We start from the raw sequence: 18696 nt of genomic DNA on the forward strand, positions 1-18696 counted from the left end.
ATTTGTTTGTCATAAAATGACTCTTGCTTTTATTTAAACCCATATTGTTTCAAAAATCCATTAAAATTATTTTCCCTGATCCCTAAAAGGGAGTAATGTCGATGAATTTTGCTTTAACTTTATTCTTTTAAAGATTAATAAAGACCAAAATTCCACTGAAAACAAAGGGCTGAAACCACTTTAGATCTTTATTACCTATTTGTTATTTGCACTCACCGACTCTTTTTGCCCATTCATCGAAGAGCTTTTAAAAACAGTTCATTTCTTTAGTAGCTTTACAATAGTAAAACAGACAATTAGTTATTAATCACAAAAAATAGATCATGAAAAACGAATCACTTAGCTTCAGATACGAATTAGAGAAAAAAGAACCCCGCACCAATGACGGCGGAACAACAAGAGGAGCATCTGTTACAGATTTCCCGGCTTCCATCGGTATTGCAGGAGTTTCGATGAGACTGCAGCCGGGAAGCATGAGAGAACTTCACTGGCACGCCAATGCCGCAGAATGGGCTTACGTTATTTCAGGAACAGTGCGCACAACGATTATTCATCCGGACGGGCACAGCTATACAGATAATTTTGAACCGGGAGATGTCTGGTATTTCCCAAAAGGATACGGACACTCGATTCAGGCAACAGGAACAGAAGAATGTCATTTTATTTTAATATTTGATAACGGCAATTTCTCTGAAGATCATACCTTCAGTGTTACAGATTTTGTATCATCTATGCCACCGGAAATTGTTGCTCAGAACTTAGGTTTAACATTGGAAGAAGTGGCAAAATTACCTCAGAAAGAAGCGTATTTCGCAGCAGGCATCGTTCCTGACGAACTTTCATTTGTTGCTGCAGCCCGACCTAATGAATCTGATATTGAACTAACAAGTTTTCACCGTTATCCGTTACATTCTCAACAACCGAGAATCATACCCGGAGGTGGATTGCAACGATTGGTTACCAGCAAAGAGTTTCCTATCAGCACCACAATGGCAGGATCTGTACTTGAACTTCAGCCAGGAGCTTTAAGAGAAATGCACTGGCATCCTAATGCAGACGAATGGCAGTATTATATTTCCGGGCAGGCAGAAATGTCGGTTTTCCTTGCCGAAGGAACGGCGGTTACAGAACAGTTCAATGCCGGAGATGTAGGTTATGTACCAATGGGAGCCGGACATTATATTAAAAACACGGGAGACACAGTTTGTAAAGTATTGATTGGTTTCAACAGCGGTGTTTATGAATCTATTGATCTCAGTGAATGGCTTGCAGGAAATCCTAAAGATGTTGTTGTAACTAATTTTGGTCTTGCTGAGGGAAAAATTGAAAAATTCCCTACTCAAAAAGTATTTATTCAGCCTAAAAAATAAATAAAAAATCCTAATCTTTCATACAATGGATCAGCCCGTATTTTCCAAAACAAACGTTTCTGTTTCACCTGAACAAATCAGGATGCATGAAAGATTAGCCATTTTCTTAGCCTTAATTGCAGGATTTATTGATGCGACAGGTCTTATCAAATGGAAAACGTATGTTTCCTTCATGAGTGGAAATACCACACAGTTGGGCGCTGCTTTTTCAAGTGATAAATGGGGAGTTATTATCACATCAGCTACTGTAATCAGCTGTTTTCTATTGGGAATTTATGCGGGAACGTGTCTTTCTCTATCTAAAAAACTGAAGAATCATACATTACCTTTTCTGCTTGTTTCAGGAATATTAATTCTCTATACGCTCGTGTCCTGTTTTTATATCATCAGTTCACTTCCGTCTATTGCAATAATTGGTTTCGCAATGGGAATTATGAATACGATTGTAACTTCGGTAGGAGATCAGAAAATAAATACAGACTTTGTTACAGGAACGCTGAACAGTCTGGCAAGAAATTCAGCCTTACTGAGCATGAGCAAAGACAAAACCGAAAAAAAGCAATACAGATCGAATGTCGTTCATTTATTACTTTTATGGACAGGCTTTTTATCAGGAGCACTCATCGCCCCTTTCCTACTTCCTGTATTTGGAAACTGGATCTTTGGAATTCCTGCTTTCCTATTATTAATCGGAGCATTATGGATCTCTTCTTCGGTTGTTGAGCTTTAAACTAAAAATAACAAACACTTAAAACAAAATAATTATGTCACTAAAACCAGCGGTCAGCAAAAATGACCATACACAAGGAAATCAAAACGCAGATATTGTCGTTGTAGAATACGGAGATTATCAATGTCCATACTGTGGAGCGGCGTATCCTGTACTGAAAGAACTCATGAAAGAATTTGGAACTCAGATTAAATTTGTTTTCAGAAACTTTCCTTTATCCGAAATCCACGAATATGCAAGATCAGCAGCACTCGCAGCAGAAGCCGCAAACCTACAGGGGAAATTCTGGGAAATGCATGATGCCATTTATGAAAATCAGGAAGATATGAATGAGAACTTTTTATTGGAATTAGCGGAAAAATTAGATCTGAATATTTCTCAGTTCAAAAAAGATATAGAAAGTTCGGCATTAGCAGAAAAGGTGGACTCCGATTTTGAAAGCGGCGTATTAAGCGGTGTAAACGGAACTCCTTCATTTTTCATTAATGGAAATAAATTCAACGGAGGCGCAGAAGATTTGCTACAATTAATCAGCGAAAATGTAAACTAAATAATATTACAATATTAATTCTTAAATTTATGTAACGAAATTAAACTAGATTAACTTCCATTGAGTTACAACTGCGTAGATTTGCTAAAGAATTAAGACAAAAAATAACAATCAAATAAAATTAATCCAACATTAAAAATTTAACAAAATGAGTACACTTACATTAAAAGACGGAACAGAAATTTTTTACAAAGATCAGGGAAAAGGACAGGTATTGATGTTTCACCACGGATGGCCTTTATCATCAGACGATTGGGATGCACAGGTCATTTTCTTCCTGCAGAGAGGGTACAGAGTTGTGGCGCACGACAGAAGAGGTCACGGTAGATCCAGCCAGGATATTTACAATCATACGATTGAGCAGTATGCTTCTGATGCGGCTGAGTTGGTAGAATTTTTAGACCTGAAAGATGTAGTTCACATCGGTCACTCAACAGGTGGTGGTGAAGTAATAAGATACGTTAATAAATATGCTAACGGAAGAGCTAAAAAAGCAGTTTTAATCAGTGCAGTTCCGCCGGTAATGGTAAAAAGTGAAACAAATCCGGATGGTGTGCCAATGGAAGTTTTCGATGGCATCAGAGAGCAGACTTTAAATAACAGAAACCAGTTTTATATCGATTTAACATTCCCTTTTTACGGGTACAATAGAGAAGGTGCGACTGTAAAAGAAGGTGTACAGAAAAACTGGTGGAGACAGGGAATGATGGGTGGAATTGTATATGACGGTTTTTGCTTTATTGTNGATTTAGATTTAACATTCCCTTTTTACGGGTACAATAGAGAAGGTGCGACTGTAAAAGAAGGTGTACAGAAAAACTGGTGGAGACAGGGAATGATGGGTGGAATCGTCGCACATTATGACGGAATTAAAGCATTTTCTGAAACTGATTTAACGGAAGATTTAAAAGCAGTTGATATTCCTGTTTTGGTAATGCATGGTGAAGATGATCAGATTGTTCCGATTGACAATGCGGGTAGAAAATCTATCAAATTGCTGAAAAACGGAAAAATCATCACGTATCCCGGTTTCCCTCACGGAATGCCGACTACAGAGCATGAAACGATTAATAAAGATCTTCTGGAGTTTATCCAATCATAAGATTATTTGTTAGTGAATATATGGTGTGAAAGGGCGAATCAAAAGATTTGTCCTTTTTTTATATCGATGTAATATTGATTATCTTTAAACTTTCTTAACGGATATCTATGGATAAACAGTCAGAACAGAATCTTATCAGACGGCTTCAGGAAATGCAAAAAGAGCAACTGATTATATCAACATTGAGTGCGGATTTTTCCAAAGTTTTAGATAAAAAGCAATTAGCTGTTGTTTTAAATAAAAATTTCAAACATGAACTTGAATGTAATGATATTGTTATTGTTCGAGCTGAAAACCAGACGAAAGAAATTCAGGTTTTCACGACCAGTTTTGTTACTCATCGGCAGCAAGATAATGATGACAGATCTTTTGATGATTATTTCGAAGAATGTATCAATTCAGCGGAACCGATAATTTTTGACCTTAAAGATTTACATGAAAAGAAAACTCAGATTCCTTCCTGTTTTATCACTGCAAAAAATTCAGGAATGCGGATTTCAGTCGGATTTTGTATTCCTTCAATTGATGAAAGTAAAAATATAATTTTTCTTTTTTATAAAAATTTCGATGCGTTCAACGACAAATCCGAAAGAATATTGAGAGGAATTTCTACACAGTTGTCGATTACGATAAGAAATATTAATATCAGTCAACGTTTTAACTCTTCTCAACATTCAGAAAATGAAGTTATTGAAGAAGAAAAAGCAGCAAAAAAGGGCTTTCACGGCATTATTGGAGAAAGTTTGGTTATGCAGGAAATTTATGAGCGGATTTCTCAGGTCGCTACTTCACAATCTAATGTACTTATTTATGGAGAAACCGGTACCGGAAAGGAACTGATTGCCCAGGCAATTCACGATCTGTCTTCATTTTCACACAAAAAGATGATTCGGATAAACTGCGCTGCCATTCCGTCAAACCTCATTGAATCGGAATTGTTCGGACATGAAAAAGGAAGTTTCACGGGAGCCACTGAACAACGTCAGGGAAAATTTGAACAGGCACACAACAGCACAATTTTTCTGGATGAAATCGGCGAACTTCCTCTGGAACTTCAGGGAAGATTATTACGGGTTTTACAGGAAAAAGAAATCGAAAGATTAGGAGGAAATAAACGTATAAAAGTAAATGCGAGAGTTATAGCTGCTACCAACAGAATTCTTGAAAAAGAAGTTGCAGAAGGAAATTTCAGAGGCGATCTTTTTTATCGTCTGAATGTATTCCCGATTAAACTTCCGGCTTTGCGTGACAGAAAAGAAGATATTCCTGTATTAGCATCATATTTTTTAGAAAAATTATCTATAAAAACTGGAAAAAAAATTAATGGTTTTTCACAGAAAGTTATGAAATCAATGATTGATAATCCGTGGCTGGGAAATATCCGCGAACTTGAAAATATGATCGAAAGAAGTATCCTGACTTCAAAGGAAAGCATAATTAAAGAAATGGATTTTCCGAAGATTTCTATTTCACCAAATACAGATCATAATTTTCAGATTAAAACATTACAGGAAATTGAAAAAGAATATATTTTAAAAGTGATCGAAAAATGTAATGGCAGAATTTCCGGTAAACAGGGAGCTGCTGTTTTATTGGGATTACCTTCTACAACATTAATTTCTAAAATGCAGAAACTGGGAATAGAGAAAAAACATTACTTCAAAAGCTGATAATCATTTCAACAATCTTAAAGAGAATAATTTAAAGATTTTTCTCAATGGTCATTTCAATTTTCCCGGAAGATAAAGCCCAAAAAATCCAAAGTCCTAAAATGATCAATAAAGAAACTGAGGGAATCCAAAACGAAAAAAGCAACGCCATAACGTAGATCGGAAGTCCGTACAAATAATTATTATGGATTTTTTTAATTGCAGCATCTGTAATTCCTGGACGAAGAAGTTTTTTATCACGGCTTGCCAGAAACCAAAGTAAATTGAATGCCAGATTGATTAAAACAAATGTTCCCGTATAGATGGCAACGACTATTGAAGACGCTTCACCATTGAAATATCTCGCCAATAAAGCCGTTGGATAAGAAACCGCCGAAACCAGAAAAAGAATCAATCCGTTGGCAAACATAATTGCAGAATTTCGACTGTAAATCTGTTTGAAAATCTTGTGATGATTCACCCACATGATGAAAATACTGAAAAAAGAAAGGATAAATGCCAAAAATGTCGGCCATTGGTTCTTCATAAAAATCAACAGATCATTTCCGTTTACAATTGAATTTTCTTCAGGTAAATGAAGATCCAAAACCAACAGCGTGATGGCAATCGCAAAAACACCGTCGCTAAAACCTTCTATTCTGCCTGTTTCTTTTTCCATAAATTATTCTTTGTTAATGATGCAACAGTCCGTTAATTCGAGTGAAATCCCGAAAGAATTTTGTATCGGGAATTTATTTGAAACTCGTCATATTAGATTCTCGATACAATTTTTCTACACCTTGTTTCGAAAAATCACTCGAATTGACGTTTAATTATTCTTTTTGTCGAATGAATCTTCTATTGATATATTGAATATCGGTTTTAAATATAACTTTTATCAATTCCGAGTTTTTTCATTTTGGAATATAAAGTTTGTGGTTGGATCTTTAATAATTCTGCCGCTCCACCGATTCCGGAAACTTTTCCGTTACAGCTTTGCAAAACATTCATAATATGCTCCCTTTCCATTTCTTCCATCGATTTCAATTGACCCTGATTCTGTTCTACAGGTTTTTCTATCGTTTTTGGAAGATCAAAATTTTCTATTTCGGTTGTTTTTGCCAATAAAACACTTCGTTCAATCAGATGTTCCAGTTCACGTATATTCCCCGGCCAATGGTACTGTAACAATTGTTCTACAGCATTTTTACTAATTGAATCAATATTTCGTTTTGACGCAGTTGCATATTTATGCAGGAAGAAATTTGCTAAAAGTTCGATGTCTTCTTTTCTTTCTCTTAAAGCTGGTAATTCGATCGGGAAAACATTCAGTCTGTAATACAAATCCAGTCTGAATCTGCCTTCTGCCACTTCTTTTTCCAAAGAACGATTGGTTGCCGCAACGATTCTTACATTGACTTTAATAATTTTATTTCCTCCTAACCTTTCGATTTCCTTTTCCTGTAAAACCCGTAATAATTTAACCTGAGAATCCAACGGTAATTCACCAATTTCATCTAAAAATATAGTTCCTCCGTTTGCCTGTTCAAATTTCCCTATTCTTTGTGTATTCGCTCCGGTAAAACTCCCTTTTTCATGTCCGAAAAGTTCAGACTCGATCAAAGAATGAGGTAATGCAGCACAATTTACAACCACAATCGGTTGAGAATTTCGGTTTGAAAGTTCGTGAACCGAATGTGCCACTTTTTCTTTTCCCGTACCGCTTTCTCCAACCACTAAAACAGAAGTATCGGTTGGAGCAACAATTCTTATTTTTTCAATAACGTCTTGCAGTAAAGCACTTTTACCCACAATTCCCTCTACTTGCTGATACTTTTCAGATTCCTGAAATTCAGTATTTTTTTCAATATCGAAACGGTATTTTGCAATATCCAACATTACGATCAAATCACGCTCCCGGAAAGGCTTTACCATAAATCCGTAAGGTTGTGTTTCCTTTACCGCTTCCAAAGTTGTTTGATTGGTATTGGCAGAAATATAAAGAAAAGGCAGATTGATTTCTCTAAGTTCCCATGCCAGGTCAATTCCGGTAAGATCACCTTTAAGCATGATATCAAGCAGTACCCAATCCGGTTTTTTCTCGGCAATAGATTTTCTTGCCTGTACAACAGAAGATGCAATGCCTGTGACCTGATACCCTGCTTTTTTAAGCATGATTTTCAAATCATTAGCTACAATAAATTCATCTTCTACAATTAAAATTTTTTCTTTCATTTTTTGTTAGAATTTCCACCTCTCAGTTCGAAGTTTCAATTTCTGTTTTTTTTCTAAATGTGACCATGATCTTGAGACCATTTTTATTTTCAAGAGAGAATGTTCCGTCCAGCTGATCGGCTAATCCTCTCATCAGGTTCATTCCCAAAGATTCCGTTTCATCAATATTAAAATCTTCCGGCAAACCTATTCCGTTATCTGAAATAATTAACTGATAAAAATCTTTTTCTGTATTTTTAAACGAAATACTTACTTCACCTTTTGCATCTTTAGGAAATGCATATTTTACCGTATTATTGATTGCCTCATTCACAATCAATCCCATAGGAACCGCCTGTGCAACGTCTAAAAATACTTTTTCAGTATCTAAAATAAAGTTGATATTTTTTTCTGATGAATAGCATTCTTTAATATAGGTAATCAGTTCATAAATATACCAGGACATATCAATCATCGAAAGGTTATCCGATTGGTATAATTTCTGGTGAATCAGCGACATGGCGTGCATTCTGTGCTGGCTGTTTTGAATTGCCATCAACGCATCTTCATTTTCCAAATAAGCGGACTGTGTGTTTAAAAGACTAATAACAATCTGTAAATTGTTTTTTACTCTGTGATGAATTTCCTTTAACAACCATTCTTTTTCAGCCAGAAGTTTTTTAAGCTGCTCGTTCTGTTCGTCAATTTGCTTACGTTTTATTTCTAATTTTTTATTGGCATTATTTTTCAGTCTTGAGCGGTTGAAAAGCAATGCCAGGAATAACACCAAAGCAATTAAACTTCCAATAAAAAAATAGCGTATCATTTTTTCATTTTGAATGACTACCTCTTGAGTTTTGCCCTGCTGGGTGAGCAGTTTTATATTTTTGTCTTTTTTCTCGGTTTCAAACTGAATCTGTAAACTGTTAATCTGTCTGCTTTTTTCGCCATTAAAAACAGAATCTGAATGCTTTTTAAATAATTGATAATGCTTAATGGCATCCGGATATTTTCCTCTCATACTATCAGCTTTAAACCATAGCAAAAAATTTTGTGAACTCAGCAAATCGTTTCCCATTTTTGAACTCAATGAATCTAAAAGTCTAACACTTTTATAAAAGGCTTCATAATCTTTTTTGTAAAGATGGTACATCGAAAAACTTAACAACACTGAAGTCTGGCTATTTCCTTTTCCACCATCTTCACCATAATAATCTATTAATTTTTTATAGTAATATTCGGCATCTTTAAGTTGTTTCAGAGTGGTATAGGTATGAAATAGAATATAATTTTCCCTCATTTCAAATTCTTTATCATTAATGGGATATTTTTTTTTATACTCCTTAATCATCTCAATGCCTTCTTTGAATTTTTTACGCCTAATTATCATTGTAGAAATATTAGACGAAACCGTACGTATAAAAGGATTATTTTTATTTTTTTTGGCAACGACAAGTGCCTTTTCCCAATAATCCATTGCGCTTTGGTCTTTACGTAAATAATAATAAACCAGACCAACCTGATTATAAATAGAACTCATTTCTACGGAATTATCACCTACGTCTTCACTCGTTTTTTCAGCTAAATTTGCATACCGTAATGCTTCTTTAAGATCACCTTTCTGAACCTCCGCCAAAGATAAAAGTTTGTAAACCGTTTGTACATTTTTATACTTAATAGACTGATAGGCAGCCAATGACTGCTTGAGTAATTTAATTGTTTTTTCAGGATCATCTTTAATACTATAAAGCTCTGCTAAATCCCTCAGAACCAAAGCTTTTTTTAAGACAGCTCGTGAACTATTAAAATATATTAAAGCCTTTTCTTTAAGTTTTACTTTAGTGTCAAAATATTCAGGATCATTATTGTACATATAAGAAAGCTCATTATAAGCTTCTCCAGTCTGCTCCTGCATTTTATTGTTCAAAAAATAATCAATTGATTTTTTCATTTTAGAAGTCGCAATATCCCATTTACCACGTTCCTTATCAATTCTTGCTTCTAAAAGCATCGATTTTCCTATACCAAGTTTATTATTTATTTTCAGGCTTAGACTTATTGCTTCTTTATTCAAAATCGCTGCACTATCGAGATCTTTTTTCAATTCACCGGGCTTTGTTAAATAATAATCTCCCAGCCTCAACAGCAATTCCACTTTTTCATTATTATTGCTTGATGCAGCCATCTGTTTTCGCAGCAACCCAGAATTTTCTTTCTTCTGCGCTTTTATATGTATACTTAAAAACATCAGAACAAACAAAAAACAAAAGCTTTTCAGTAGATTATTACTAATAGAATTAAATGTGGAATTCATTGTTTAAAGATAATCTATTATCTAAATAGTTGCTAACCTTCAGTTCAGATTTTACGGTGATAATAATAACAAATCATCATTGCCAGACCGGGAAAAATCAAAGTGACAAGACCAAAATATTTCCCTGCATACGCTCCCAGAAAACATCCAATCAAAAAACCAATGATTAAAATAAGCTGTTTTTTCAAGCTTATCATCGCATCAGCATCATTAAAACCATTTTTCAGAAGAGTTCCAAAATCCAGAGAGGCTTGTGTTACGTTTCCTGTCATCATGGTAGTCGGGCCGTGTGTTTCTTTGGCATATAATTTCCCGAAAGCATTCTGAAGTCCCATTGCAAAAACAGTCAACATCACCACAGAATACATCATTGTCTTATCAAACATTCCAAAATAATTAAGAACGGAAACTATAAGTCCCGCTAACAGCAGAAACAAACCTTCCCAAAACAGAATCGTGTAATGATTTAGCACTTTTCCCGCGATTCTTCCGCCAGCAATTACCGCTAAAATAAATACCGGAAAAGTCAGTAATTTTACCCAGGCATGAATATCCGACCCCTTTACAAACTGGTAGGCAAAAACAATAAAGTTACCCGTAACGTGCGCCGAAAAGATAGAATCTGCAGCGACAAAAGTTACGGTATCACAATACCCTGCAATCATCGTTAACAGCAAAGTGACAAAGCCAATATTATGTTTTATTTCCATCCTGTTATTTTAAATGTGAGCGCAGCATCCAAGCCATTTTCTCGTGAGTTTCTAATAATCCTGTGATATAATCGCTGGTTCCTGCATCTTTGAATTCCTCGGCGAAATTGTTAATATTTTCACGCAGATGAATAATAATGCTGTCGTGGTCAGAAAGTAACTCTTTCATATACGTTAGACTGTCATTAGACTGTAAGGGAGATTCAGAAAGATGGGTAAGCTCACTGTATTCTCTCAACGTTGCCGGTGCATAATGCCCCAAGGTTCTGATTCTTTCTGCAAGTACATCAATGATTTCGTCCAGCTGTCCGTATTGTGCTTCAAAGAACAGATGTTTGTTATAAAAATCTGCACCTTCAACGTTCCAGTGTGCTTTTCTGGTTTTGGTGTATAATATAAATTCGTCGGCTAAAGTTTTAATTAATACTTCAGCTACTTTTGCTAAATTTTCTGTTTTAATTCCTATTGAAGTTTTCATTTTAAAGTAAATTTAATAAATAATAATCGAGTGAATATCTTCCTGCGCCTAACGCAAGAATTAATAATAAAGACAAGGTGTACATATAAGGAACGTCGCGCACTTCTAGAGAATCTTTTCTGTGAACAACAAAATAACCGATTGCAGTGACACCAATCGTTGGCAACACCGCCAAACGAGTTCCCAATCCTAAAATAATTAAAAAAGGAACTACTGTATCCGCAAGCGACGCAACCAAAGCATTCATTTTATCAGGAAGCCCAAGCGGATTCGGGACAACTTCTTTTTTCCCGTTTTCAAGTCTGAATTTTTTCAATCCATGAACCCGGAACAGTTCAACTCCCAAAAGTATTCTGAACACTAGAAATGCAGCATCATTGAATGACGAACCTAAATCTGATGAAAGAATTTGTTTTACAATTTCCATAATTTAATTTTTAAAAAGCAAAGCAAGAACATCCTAATGCACCCCAAAATGAATGGTAATTGTTCACAGGAACGTTACTCAATCTTGCCGTATCATGATTATGATGGTGAACGTCGCAACTTCCTGCACAACTATGAATCTGAGAAGTCAAAGGTGCTTTTACACCCGACTTTGCATTTTTTTCAATTGTTGCCTGAAAATGTCCGCCGACAGGAGAATATCCATTATAAAGATTCGTTGGCGACCAATCCGGAAGAACAGGAATCGACGGTGGCGCAAATGAAGAGAATTCACCTTTAGCATAAACGATTTTACCATCTACAACCGTCATTTCAGATTCGATATTTTTAATATCTTCATCATCAACGGTGAAATAATCTTTGTCTAAAACTGCCAAATCTGCAAACATTCCCACCTGGATATCCCCTTTTTTCTGCTGTTCCTGAGAAAACCATGCACTTCCTTTGGTATACAATTCCAGCGCAACATTTCGGTCTAATCTGGTATCAGAATACAATTGAAGTCCGCCAACCGTCTTCCCAACTGTCAGCCAATACATTGAAACCCAAGGATTATAGCTGCTGACTCTCGTTGCATCAGAACCGCCGCCAACAGGAACGTCCATTTCCAGCATTTTTTTGATGGGTGGTGTATTTTCAGCGGCATTTTCTCCGTATCGGTCGGTAAAATATTCACCCTGATATGCCATTCTGCTTTGAATAGCGATTCCGCCGCCGAGCATTTTTACACGTTCTATATTTTTTTCATCAATCGTTTCTGCGTGGTCGAAAATCCATGGTAATCCGTTGAATGGAATATCCTGATTTACTTTTTCAAAAACATTTAAAAATCTCGTAATGCTTTCGTTATACGTTGCATGAAGTCTGAAAGGCCAGCGGTTTTCCACCAATAATCTCACGACTTTTTCCAGATCTGCTTCCATATTTTCGGGCAAATCGGGTCTTGGCTGTAGAAAATCTTCAAAATCTGTTGCCGAAAACACCAACATCTCTCCTGCCCCGTTGTGACGGTACATATCATCGCCTTGATATAATTTTACGGTATTGATCCAATCGCTGAAATCTTCAAATTCGTGCTTTGGTTTTTGCGTAAATAAATTGTAGGCAATTCTTACCGTTAGCTGTTTCTTTTCGTTGAGTTCATTCACCACCTGATAATCATCCGGAAAGTTCTGAAAACCACCACCTGCATCTATTACACTTGTAATTCCGAAACGGTTTAGTTCCGTCATAAAATGTCTGGTAGAATTCATTTGATGTTCAAACGATAATTTCGGACCTTGGGCTAAAGTTGAATACAAAATCATGGCGTTTGGCGTGGCGATAATCAAGCCCGTAGGCTCGCCGTTAGCATCTCTTTCGATTTGACCACCTGCCGGAGCCGGAGTATCTTTTGTAAAACCAACCGCTTTTAAAGCTGCTCTGTTCATCAATGCTCTGTCATACAAATGAAGAATAAAAACCGGAGTTTCGGGAGCAATCGCATTAATCTCTTCCAACGTCGGCATTCTTCTTTCTGCAAACTGAAATTCTGTCCAACCACCGACCACACGAACCCACTGCGGAGAAGGTGTACGGTCTACCTGATTTTTCAACATTCTCAAAGCATCTGCTAATGAAGGAACGCCGTCCCATCTTAATTCAAGATTATAATTTAGTCCACCACGAATCAAATGTATATGAGAATCATTGATTCCGGGAACTACTCTCCTCTTTTTTAAATCGATAATTTTTGTTGATTCTTCAGAAAACTGGTCAACCAAACCATCGTTTCCGACAGCTATAATTTTTCCTTCTTTGATAGCAACTGCAGAAATATCCGGTGTTTCTTTGTTGAAACTGTGAATCTTTCCGTTAAATAAAATTAAGTTTGCTTTCATACTGAATTATTTTACATTCAATTTTGAAATTGCATCCTGAATTCCTCCACCAGCAACGGTAAAAAATGATGGGCCAGCCAATAAAATAAGTTTTTTCAGCTTTAATTCATCTGAAAAACTTTTACTTTTTAAATAAGACTGTGCACGATACGCATCAAACGCTCCCAAGACTACATTTTCTGCTACCAAAGCAGTCGGAGAATCGATTCCTGCATCTTTTAAGTCACTTGCGAAAGAAGCGGTTGTTACCTGTAATTTCAATGCTTCTCTCATTGCCACACTTCCTACTTCTTTCATTAAGTCTGCGTCAAAAGAATTTCTGTCTCCCAATCCGATTAACAATAATTTTTTTGAAGATAAACTCCCTTTTGGAGGAGAAATTAATAAAGTTTCCAATGCATGCCCCTGGAATTTCCCGCTTTTTCTGACATCGGTAATAATTCCTTTTAAAGCTTCATCAAGATGAACCATTCCGTTCAAATCTTTGGGAAGCGCAGGCGGATGGAAAATATCACCGTCTGTATATTCGAAAACACAGGCAATCTGTAAATCTGCCACTGCGGCGGAAGGTCCCTGTACTAAACCAACGATGGAAACGCCGTCAACAGTTCCCCAGTTTTTGGTGGTTCCGACTGCCGTTTTTGTTTCAGCCGTTGCAGTCTGTGCTGAAACGAAATTAGTTACTGAAGTTGTTAAAACAAATGCAGTAAGCATTGCTTTAGACCAGTTAAAATATTTTGAAATTGAATGTTGCATAATAAATGATTTTAGATTGATGATTAAAATTTGAATCCTAAACGGATGTTATAAAAGACACCACTTTTCGCATTAGGAATAATATCTTCGATAAATTCGCCTTTCTGGAAATACTGAATTCCGCTCACCAGAGAGATAAATTTGCTGAAACTGTATGTAAAATTGGTTAGATAGGCAGTTCCGATATATCTTTTGTCTGAGCTGCTTCCAGGACGGTTTAATACTCCGCTTGGTCGGTAAACCCCGTCGTTCAGGGAATATCTCCAGTTGAAAACAACATCGACCTGCATTTTCAGTTTTGACGTTAAATCCAATGTCGCATAAGGATGAATATCTATTAAATTGACGGGTCCAACCTGCGGACTGAAGCCAAAATATCCACCTTTCGGGTACAACGGATTGAAGGTATTAAGCTTCCCGTCTTCTTTGGATTTGTCCCCGGAAATGTAATCGTTTCGAAGATTGATGCTCGGCTTGAATTTTACATTTTCAAATAAATATCCGATGTCTACAGAACCTGTCCACGCTGAAATATCTTCATTCCCAAACGTTCCGAACTGATACGCAGCTTCAAGATTATAGATAAATCCGCCACCGTATTTCCACAGTCTTCCACCGATAGTGTGGCGTTTTTCTGTGGCAGTTCCTACTTCAAAAACAGATTCGTCTCTGCGGATTCCGATGTAATACAAATCGAGATTTCCGGCTTTTGGGATAATAATTTTTGAGTAAGCACCCCAAAGATTGAGCTGTTTTGAAATTGTATTATCGAAAACTCCCGTATTGATGCTATCTGCCATCATTGCGAAAGCATCCACCGAAACATTTTTGTACGAATACATCGCTTTGGCTCCGGTAAATGAAAGCCTTGCGTTTGGACCTTCTCTCACAGAAATTAATCTTCCCGAACCGTAATCCAGTTCTTGCCGACCCACTCTGAAGGTTAGTTTTTGTTCTGGTTTATTAATCACATTGGCATCAATAAATAGATTCTGAACGCTCAATTGGTCTTCATCAATTCCCCTCGAACCGTTTTTTCTTCCGTTTTGTAACGCACTTCTGACTTGTGAAAACACCCGAATATTTTTTCCCAAATGTAAATCCACGTGAACATCATACCGTTGCAGAAAGAAGTTGTTGTGACCGATATTGAGCCTGCCCCAATCTTCGTTGTTGAAATCCACATATTCAAACCGGGCTTCGCCACCGAAAGACAGATAGACATCTTTCTTTTTATTGAGCGGAAGAAATTTAACCTTATTATAAAAAGTATCAGCAGAATCTTTTAAATATTCATAATTTTCATCGTAACGCAGAAGTTTAAAACTTTGAGCCAATAAATTTTCAGAACACATAAAAATTAAGAGAACGATAATTTTTAAAAACGATATGGAATGTGCAGATTTCAACATTGAAAATTTTAGATTAATGTTTGATCATTTTGTGAGCATAGTGAATACCCAGCCCGTAAGAACTGCCGTACTTTTTCATCAAATCAGTTACTGCAACATACGTTTCCTGACGTGCCCAATCTCTCTGTAATTCTAAAATATACTGAATGGATGTCATTGGTTTTACCCCGGCATGAATCATTCTCTGGATAGCTCTTTCGTGTGCTTCATCGCTCACATCGCCGCAGGCATCGGTGATAACGTACACATCATAATTTTCTTCCAAAGCAGACAAAGCAGGTCCAACGATACAAACGCCCGTCCATAATCCTGCGAAAACCAATTTTTGTTTCTGTGTTCCTACAATAGTCTTGTAAGCATTTTCGTCTTCCCACGTGTTCATTGTCGTTCTGTCGATATAGTTTGAAGTTGCCATCGGATACGCTTCCTCAATTTCCGGGAAAACGGGTCCTGAGAAACTTTCTTCAGCAACAGTTGTTACAACGGTCGGAACATTAAATATTTTGGAAGCCCCACAGATTACGGCAACGTTGTTGCGCAGTTCATTCATCGAAATGCTTTTTGTTGCAAATGCCATTTGACCTTCAAAATCAATTAATACAAGTGCATGGTTATCCGGAGATAATAATTTTGGTGATGGTTTCATAAAAGTTTTATTTTATTGTTAATTTTTAGTTTGAAGAAATTATTGTTTTAGAAATTTTAAAAATTCTTCGTTGAATTTGTCTTTTTCTTCAATAAATAATGCGTGCCCGCTGTTTTCAAAAGGAATTAATTTTGAACCTTTGATCGCTTTATTCATTTGTTCAGCTAGCGCATAAGCAACGATCCTATCCTGTTTTGCCTGCATAATAAGAGTAGGAATTTTTATTTTCGGTAAATCACCTCTCAAATCTTCGTCTCTTAAAGCGATTAATGCCTGTTCCATTGCATAGGCAGATGACTGCATTTCGATTCCTCCTAACCACGCTCCGATTCCCGCCGGAACTGAAGTTGCAGATAAAACGAATCTTTCTCCGATGGTGTTCAGTAATCCCGGTCTGTCTACGCTCACACGGTCTACCCAGTTGGTGATTTCTTCTTTTGTGAATAACGGATATGGATAATCCGGTTTTTTAGTGTGAACTGGTGCTGCAGCTGCGAATAGTGCTAATTTGCTGACGTGTGCAGCGTTGTATTTTGCCACATAATGTAAAGCGATTGCACCGCCCATTGAATGTCCGCCCAATGTTGCATCTTTGATATCTAATTTGTCTAACACCGTTTTGATGTCGGAAGCAAACTGGTCATAATCATATTTTCCATAAGGTTTGTCTGACTGTCCGAATCCTCTCAAAGTGATTGCGATAACACGGTAACCTGCTTTTACCAAAGGAAGATATTGGTATTCCCAGGAAGCGTCATTTAAAGGATATCCGTGGATTAAAACAACAGGTTTGCCTTCACCAAGGTCGATAACGTGAAGTTTTACATTAGGCTCTACTTCGATGTATTCTGCTCTCGCTTTTGTAGATTTCGCAGTAGTTTGTGCGTTGATATTGGTAAAGAATATGGCTGATAATAAAACCGCAGTTCCAAGAATTGATTTTAGTTTCATAATTGATGATATTTCAAGGTTGATTTTGACAGATGTTTCCTAAAAAAATGTCGGATGATTAGTTTTTATAAAATTTATCTTTTCAGCAAATATTTATGCTGACCTTCCAGTACAAGTTCAGATTTTTGGTTGTAAACAGTCACTTTGGTAGTAACGACTCCCTTATCTCCTTGTGGAGTTAAATCGGTAATGGTCAATGAAGAATACAGAGTATCTCCGGAATGAACTTCCTTTAAAAAATTACACGACAATTCTAAAAAAGCAATGAAAACATTTCCGAAATAATGCGGAAGCAACGTTGCCCCAGGCGCAGTGAATGCTAAAACCTGTAAACCGTGAACCACAGGCGCTTCGTGACCAAATCTCTTGGCATATTCTGCATCGTAATGAATCGGGTGATTATCACATGAAACCGTTTGAAAAGCTGAAGCGTGTGCATCAGTAAGAGTTCTGCTTGGTGCGCGAAATACTTCTCCCACAACCAATTCATCAAAAGTGCGGGCCTTTACTATCGCAAAATCTTCAGGATTGAATGCTGATGTTGAATTTGAGTTTTCCATAAGTTTTTAGATTTGATAGAAAAGTTATTATTCAGCAATAAACTCCAAAAGATCTTTATTAATCGTTTCATGCTCTGTAGTTGGCATTCCGTGAGGGAAACCGGGATACGTGATGATTTTTCCGTTTTTCAGTAATTTGATAGATTTTCTACCTGCATTATCGATCGGAACAATCTGATCATCTTCACCATGCATTACCAAAACAGGAATATCCACAGCTTTTAAATCTTCCGTTAAATCGGTCTCAGAAAAGGCCTTGATCCCGTCATAATGTGCTACAATTCCACCCATCATTCCCTGTCTCCACCAGTTTTTCTGTACACCTTCTTTTACAGTCGCACCTTCTCTATTGTACCCGTAAAAAGGGAATGTTAAATCGATATAAAACTGGTTTCTGTTATTTAAAGTCTGCTCTCTGATGCCATCGAAAACTTCCATCGGAACACCATCCGGATTTGTTTCACTTTTTACCATTACCGGCGGAACTGCACTGATTAAAACTGCTTTTTTCGCTCTTCCGTTAGCATATTTATTGACATATCTTATTACTTCACCACCACCTGTTGAGTGACCGATGTGAACTACATCTTTCAGGTCTAAAAATTCTACCAACTCAGCCGCATCAGAAGCGTACTGTTCGATGGTATGGTTGTAAATATCCTGGCTGGATCTACCGTGACCTCTTCTGTCATGCGTCACAACTCTGTAACCTCTCTGCAAGAAGAAAATGACCTGCGCATCCCAATCGTCTGATGATAAAGGCCATCCGTGGTGAAACATCAATACCGGTCCTTTTCCTTGATCTTTGTAAAAAATTTCTGTTCCGTCTTTTAATGTAAGTGTACTCATTTTGTTAAATTTTTAATGTTGGATTAATGATTAAAATCAAAACATTAATTGCCAAAAACAGCCCGAAACAAATAAACA

General features: G+C 36.7%; 18 protein-coding genes and 1 pseudogene. 6 read left to right on the forward strand and 13 right to left on the reverse strand.

The annotated features are described in order from the left end of the window. The first annotated feature begins 323 nt into the window (after positions 1 to 323). The 6 genes and pseudogenes from ASG22_RS00590 to ASG22_RS00610 all read left to right on the forward strand — a co-directional run bounded on the left by ASG22_RS00590 (position 324) and on the right by ASG22_RS00610 (position 5422). On the forward strand, positions 324 to 1370 hold the full coding sequence (locus ASG22_RS00590; protein ID WP_055978991.1) for a cupin domain-containing protein: 1047 nt from the start codon (positions 324 to 326) through the stop codon (positions 1368 to 1370). Between the two features lie 25 nt (positions 1371 to 1395). Further along, on the forward strand, positions 1396 to 2100 hold the full coding sequence (locus tag ASG22_RS00595; RefSeq protein ID WP_055978994.1) for a YoaK family protein: 705 nt from the start codon (positions 1396 to 1398) through the stop codon (positions 2098 to 2100). Between the two features lie 34 nt (positions 2101 to 2134). After that, entirely contained in the window at positions 2135 to 2650 is a 516-nt protein-coding gene (locus tag ASG22_RS00600) for a DsbA family protein (RefSeq protein ID WP_055978997.1), read from the forward strand. A 148-nt stretch (positions 2651 to 2798) separates the two neighbouring features. Then, positions 2799 to 3394: alpha/beta fold hydrolase (locus ASG22_RS21230; RefSeq protein WP_409991350.1), on the forward strand; the 596-nt coding region annotated here is incomplete at its 3' end. A 1-nt stretch (position 3395) separates the two neighbouring features. Continuing rightward, positions 3396 to 3752, forward strand: a pseudogene (locus tag ASG22_RS21235) (alpha/beta fold hydrolase); the annotation flags it as partial. Between the two features lie 107 nt (positions 3753 to 3859). Next, on the forward strand, positions 3860 to 5422 hold the full coding sequence (locus tag ASG22_RS00610; protein ID WP_055979002.1) for a sigma-54 interaction domain-containing protein: 1563 nt from the start codon (positions 3860 to 3862) through the stop codon (positions 5420 to 5422). A 31-nt stretch (positions 5423 to 5453) separates the two neighbouring features. On the opposite strand, the gene ASG22_RS00615 is transcribed toward ASG22_RS00610, so the two are convergent. The 13 genes from ASG22_RS00615 to ASG22_RS00675 form a co-directional block, all read right to left on the reverse strand. Then, complete coding sequence (locus ASG22_RS00615) at positions 5454 to 6080, reverse strand: TMEM175 family protein (RefSeq protein ID WP_055979005.1); 627 nt, start codon at positions 6078 to 6080, stop codon at positions 5454 to 5456. Between the two features lie 203 nt (positions 6081 to 6283). Next, the gene (locus ASG22_RS00620) at positions 6284 to 7636 is read right to left on the reverse strand and encodes a sigma-54-dependent transcriptional regulator (RefSeq protein ID WP_055979008.1); all 1353 of its coding nucleotides are present in this window, start codon (positions 7634 to 7636) and stop codon (positions 6284 to 6286) included. A gap of 22 nt (positions 7637 to 7658) precedes the next feature. Continuing rightward, positions 7659 to 9929, reverse strand: a complete 2271-nt coding sequence (locus ASG22_RS00625; RefSeq protein WP_082504881.1) for a histidine kinase dimerization/phosphoacceptor domain -containing protein — start codon at positions 9927 to 9929, stop codon at positions 7659 to 7661. Between the two features lie 44 nt (positions 9930 to 9973). Next, complete coding sequence (locus tag ASG22_RS00630; RefSeq protein ID WP_055979014.1) at positions 9974 to 10639, reverse strand: YoaK family protein; 666 nt, start codon at positions 10637 to 10639, stop codon at positions 9974 to 9976. Between the two features lie 4 nt (positions 10640 to 10643). Continuing rightward, the gene (locus tag ASG22_RS00635; protein ID WP_055979016.1) at positions 10644 to 11117 is read right to left on the reverse strand and encodes a Dps family protein; all 474 of its coding nucleotides are present in this window, start codon (positions 11115 to 11117) and stop codon (positions 10644 to 10646) included. Position 11118: 1 nt separating this feature from the next. Beyond that, a complete protein-coding gene (locus ASG22_RS00640) occupies positions 11119 to 11544 on the reverse strand; it encodes a DoxX family protein (RefSeq protein WP_055979019.1) in 426 nt (141 codons plus the stop codon). A gap of 10 nt (positions 11545 to 11554) precedes the next feature. Then, positions 11555 to 13444 carry an amidohydrolase gene (locus tag ASG22_RS00645; protein ID WP_055979021.1) on the reverse strand — a complete coding sequence of 630 codons (1890 nt, stop codon included), beginning with the start codon at positions 13442 to 13444 and terminating at the stop codon, positions 11555 to 11557. Between the two features lie 6 nt (positions 13445 to 13450). Further along, complete coding sequence (locus ASG22_RS00650; RefSeq protein WP_055979024.1) at positions 13451 to 14200, reverse strand: M17 family peptidase N-terminal domain-containing protein; 750 nt, start codon at positions 14198 to 14200, stop codon at positions 13451 to 13453. A gap of 23 nt (positions 14201 to 14223) precedes the next feature. Continuing rightward, positions 14224 to 15612: an alginate export family protein gene (locus tag ASG22_RS00655; RefSeq protein ID WP_055979028.1), complete on the reverse strand. Its 1389-nt coding sequence runs from the start codon at positions 15610 to 15612 to the stop codon at positions 14224 to 14226. A 13-nt stretch (positions 15613 to 15625) separates the two neighbouring features. Further along, positions 15626 to 16258: a hydrolase gene (locus ASG22_RS00660; protein ID WP_055979030.1), complete on the reverse strand. Its 633-nt coding sequence runs from the start codon at positions 16256 to 16258 to the stop codon at positions 15626 to 15628. Between the two features lie 39 nt (positions 16259 to 16297). After that, positions 16298 to 17209, reverse strand: a complete 912-nt coding sequence (locus ASG22_RS00665; protein WP_055979033.1) for an alpha/beta fold hydrolase — start codon at positions 17207 to 17209, stop codon at positions 16298 to 16300. 74 nt (positions 17210 to 17283) lie between these two features. Beyond that, the gene (locus ASG22_RS00670) at positions 17284 to 17769 is read right to left on the reverse strand and encodes a MaoC family dehydratase (protein WP_055979036.1); all 486 of its coding nucleotides are present in this window, start codon (positions 17767 to 17769) and stop codon (positions 17284 to 17286) included. 27 nt (positions 17770 to 17796) lie between these two features. Next, positions 17797 to 18618 (reverse strand): alpha/beta fold hydrolase, encoded by an 822-nt coding sequence (locus tag ASG22_RS00675; protein ID WP_055979039.1) that lies wholly within the window; start codon positions 18616 to 18618, stop codon positions 17797 to 17799. Positions 18619 to 18696 lie beyond the last annotated feature (78 nt).

The sequence above is a fragment of the Chryseobacterium sp. Leaf405 genome, assembly GCF_001425355.1.
Classification (GTDB): Bacteria; Bacteroidota; Bacteroidia; order Flavobacteriales; family Weeksellaceae; genus Chryseobacterium.

Coding starts and splice junctions, on each gene's coding strand:
- ASG22_RS00670 (WP_055979036.1), bottom strand. CDS start 17,769: ATGGAAAACTCAAATTCAACATCAGCATTCAATCCTGAAGATTTTGCG.
- ASG22_RS00655 (WP_055979028.1), bottom strand. CDS start 15,612: ATGTTGAAATCTGCACATTCCATATCGTTTTTAAAAATTATCGTTCTC.
- ASG22_RS00630 (WP_055979014.1), bottom strand. CDS start 10,639: ATGGAAATAAAACATAATATTGGCTTTGTCACTTTGCTGTTAACGATG.
- ASG22_RS00635 (WP_055979016.1), bottom strand. CDS start 11,117: ATGAAAACTTCAATAGGAATTAAAACAGAAAATTTAGCAAAAGTAGCT.
- ASG22_RS00590 (WP_055978991.1), top strand. CDS start 324: ATGAAAAACGAATCACTTAGCTTCAGATACGAATTAGAGAAAAAAGAA.
- ASG22_RS00595 (WP_055978994.1), top strand. CDS start 1,396: ATGGATCAGCCCGTATTTTCCAAAACAAACGTTTCTGTTTCACCTGAA.
- ASG22_RS00665 (WP_055979033.1), bottom strand. CDS start 17,209: ATGAAACTAAAATCAATTCTTGGAACTGCGGTTTTATTATCAGCCATA.
- ASG22_RS00615 (WP_055979005.1), bottom strand. CDS start 6,080: ATGGAAAAAGAAACAGGCAGAATAGAAGGTTTTAGCGACGGTGTTTTT.
- ASG22_RS00625 (WP_082504881.1), bottom strand. CDS start 9,929: ATGAATTCCACATTTAATTCTATTAGTAATAATCTACTGAAAAGCTTT.
- ASG22_RS00610 (WP_055979002.1), top strand. CDS start 3,860: ATGGATAAACAGTCAGAACAGAATCTTATCAGACGGCTTCAGGAAATG.
- ASG22_RS00675 (WP_055979039.1), bottom strand. CDS start 18,618: ATGAGTACACTTACATTAAAAGACGGAACAGAAATTTTTTACAAAGAT.
- ASG22_RS00600 (WP_055978997.1), top strand. CDS start 2,135: ATGTCACTAAAACCAGCGGTCAGCAAAAATGACCATACACAAGGAAAT.
- ASG22_RS00650 (WP_055979024.1), bottom strand. CDS start 14,200: ATGCAACATTCAATTTCAAAATATTTTAACTGGTCTAAAGCAATGCTT.
- ASG22_RS00640 (WP_055979019.1), bottom strand. CDS start 11,544: ATGGAAATTGTAAAACAAATTCTTTCATCAGATTTAGGTTCGTCATTC.
- ASG22_RS00645 (WP_055979021.1), bottom strand. CDS start 13,444: ATGAAAGCAAACTTAATTTTATTTAACGGAAAGATTCACAGTTTCAAC.
- ASG22_RS00620 (WP_055979008.1), bottom strand. CDS start 7,636: ATGAAAGAAAAAATTTTAATTGTAGAAGATGAATTTATTGTAGCTAAT.
- ASG22_RS00660 (WP_055979030.1), bottom strand. CDS start 16,258: ATGAAACCATCACCAAAATTATTATCTCCGGATAACCATGCACTTGTA.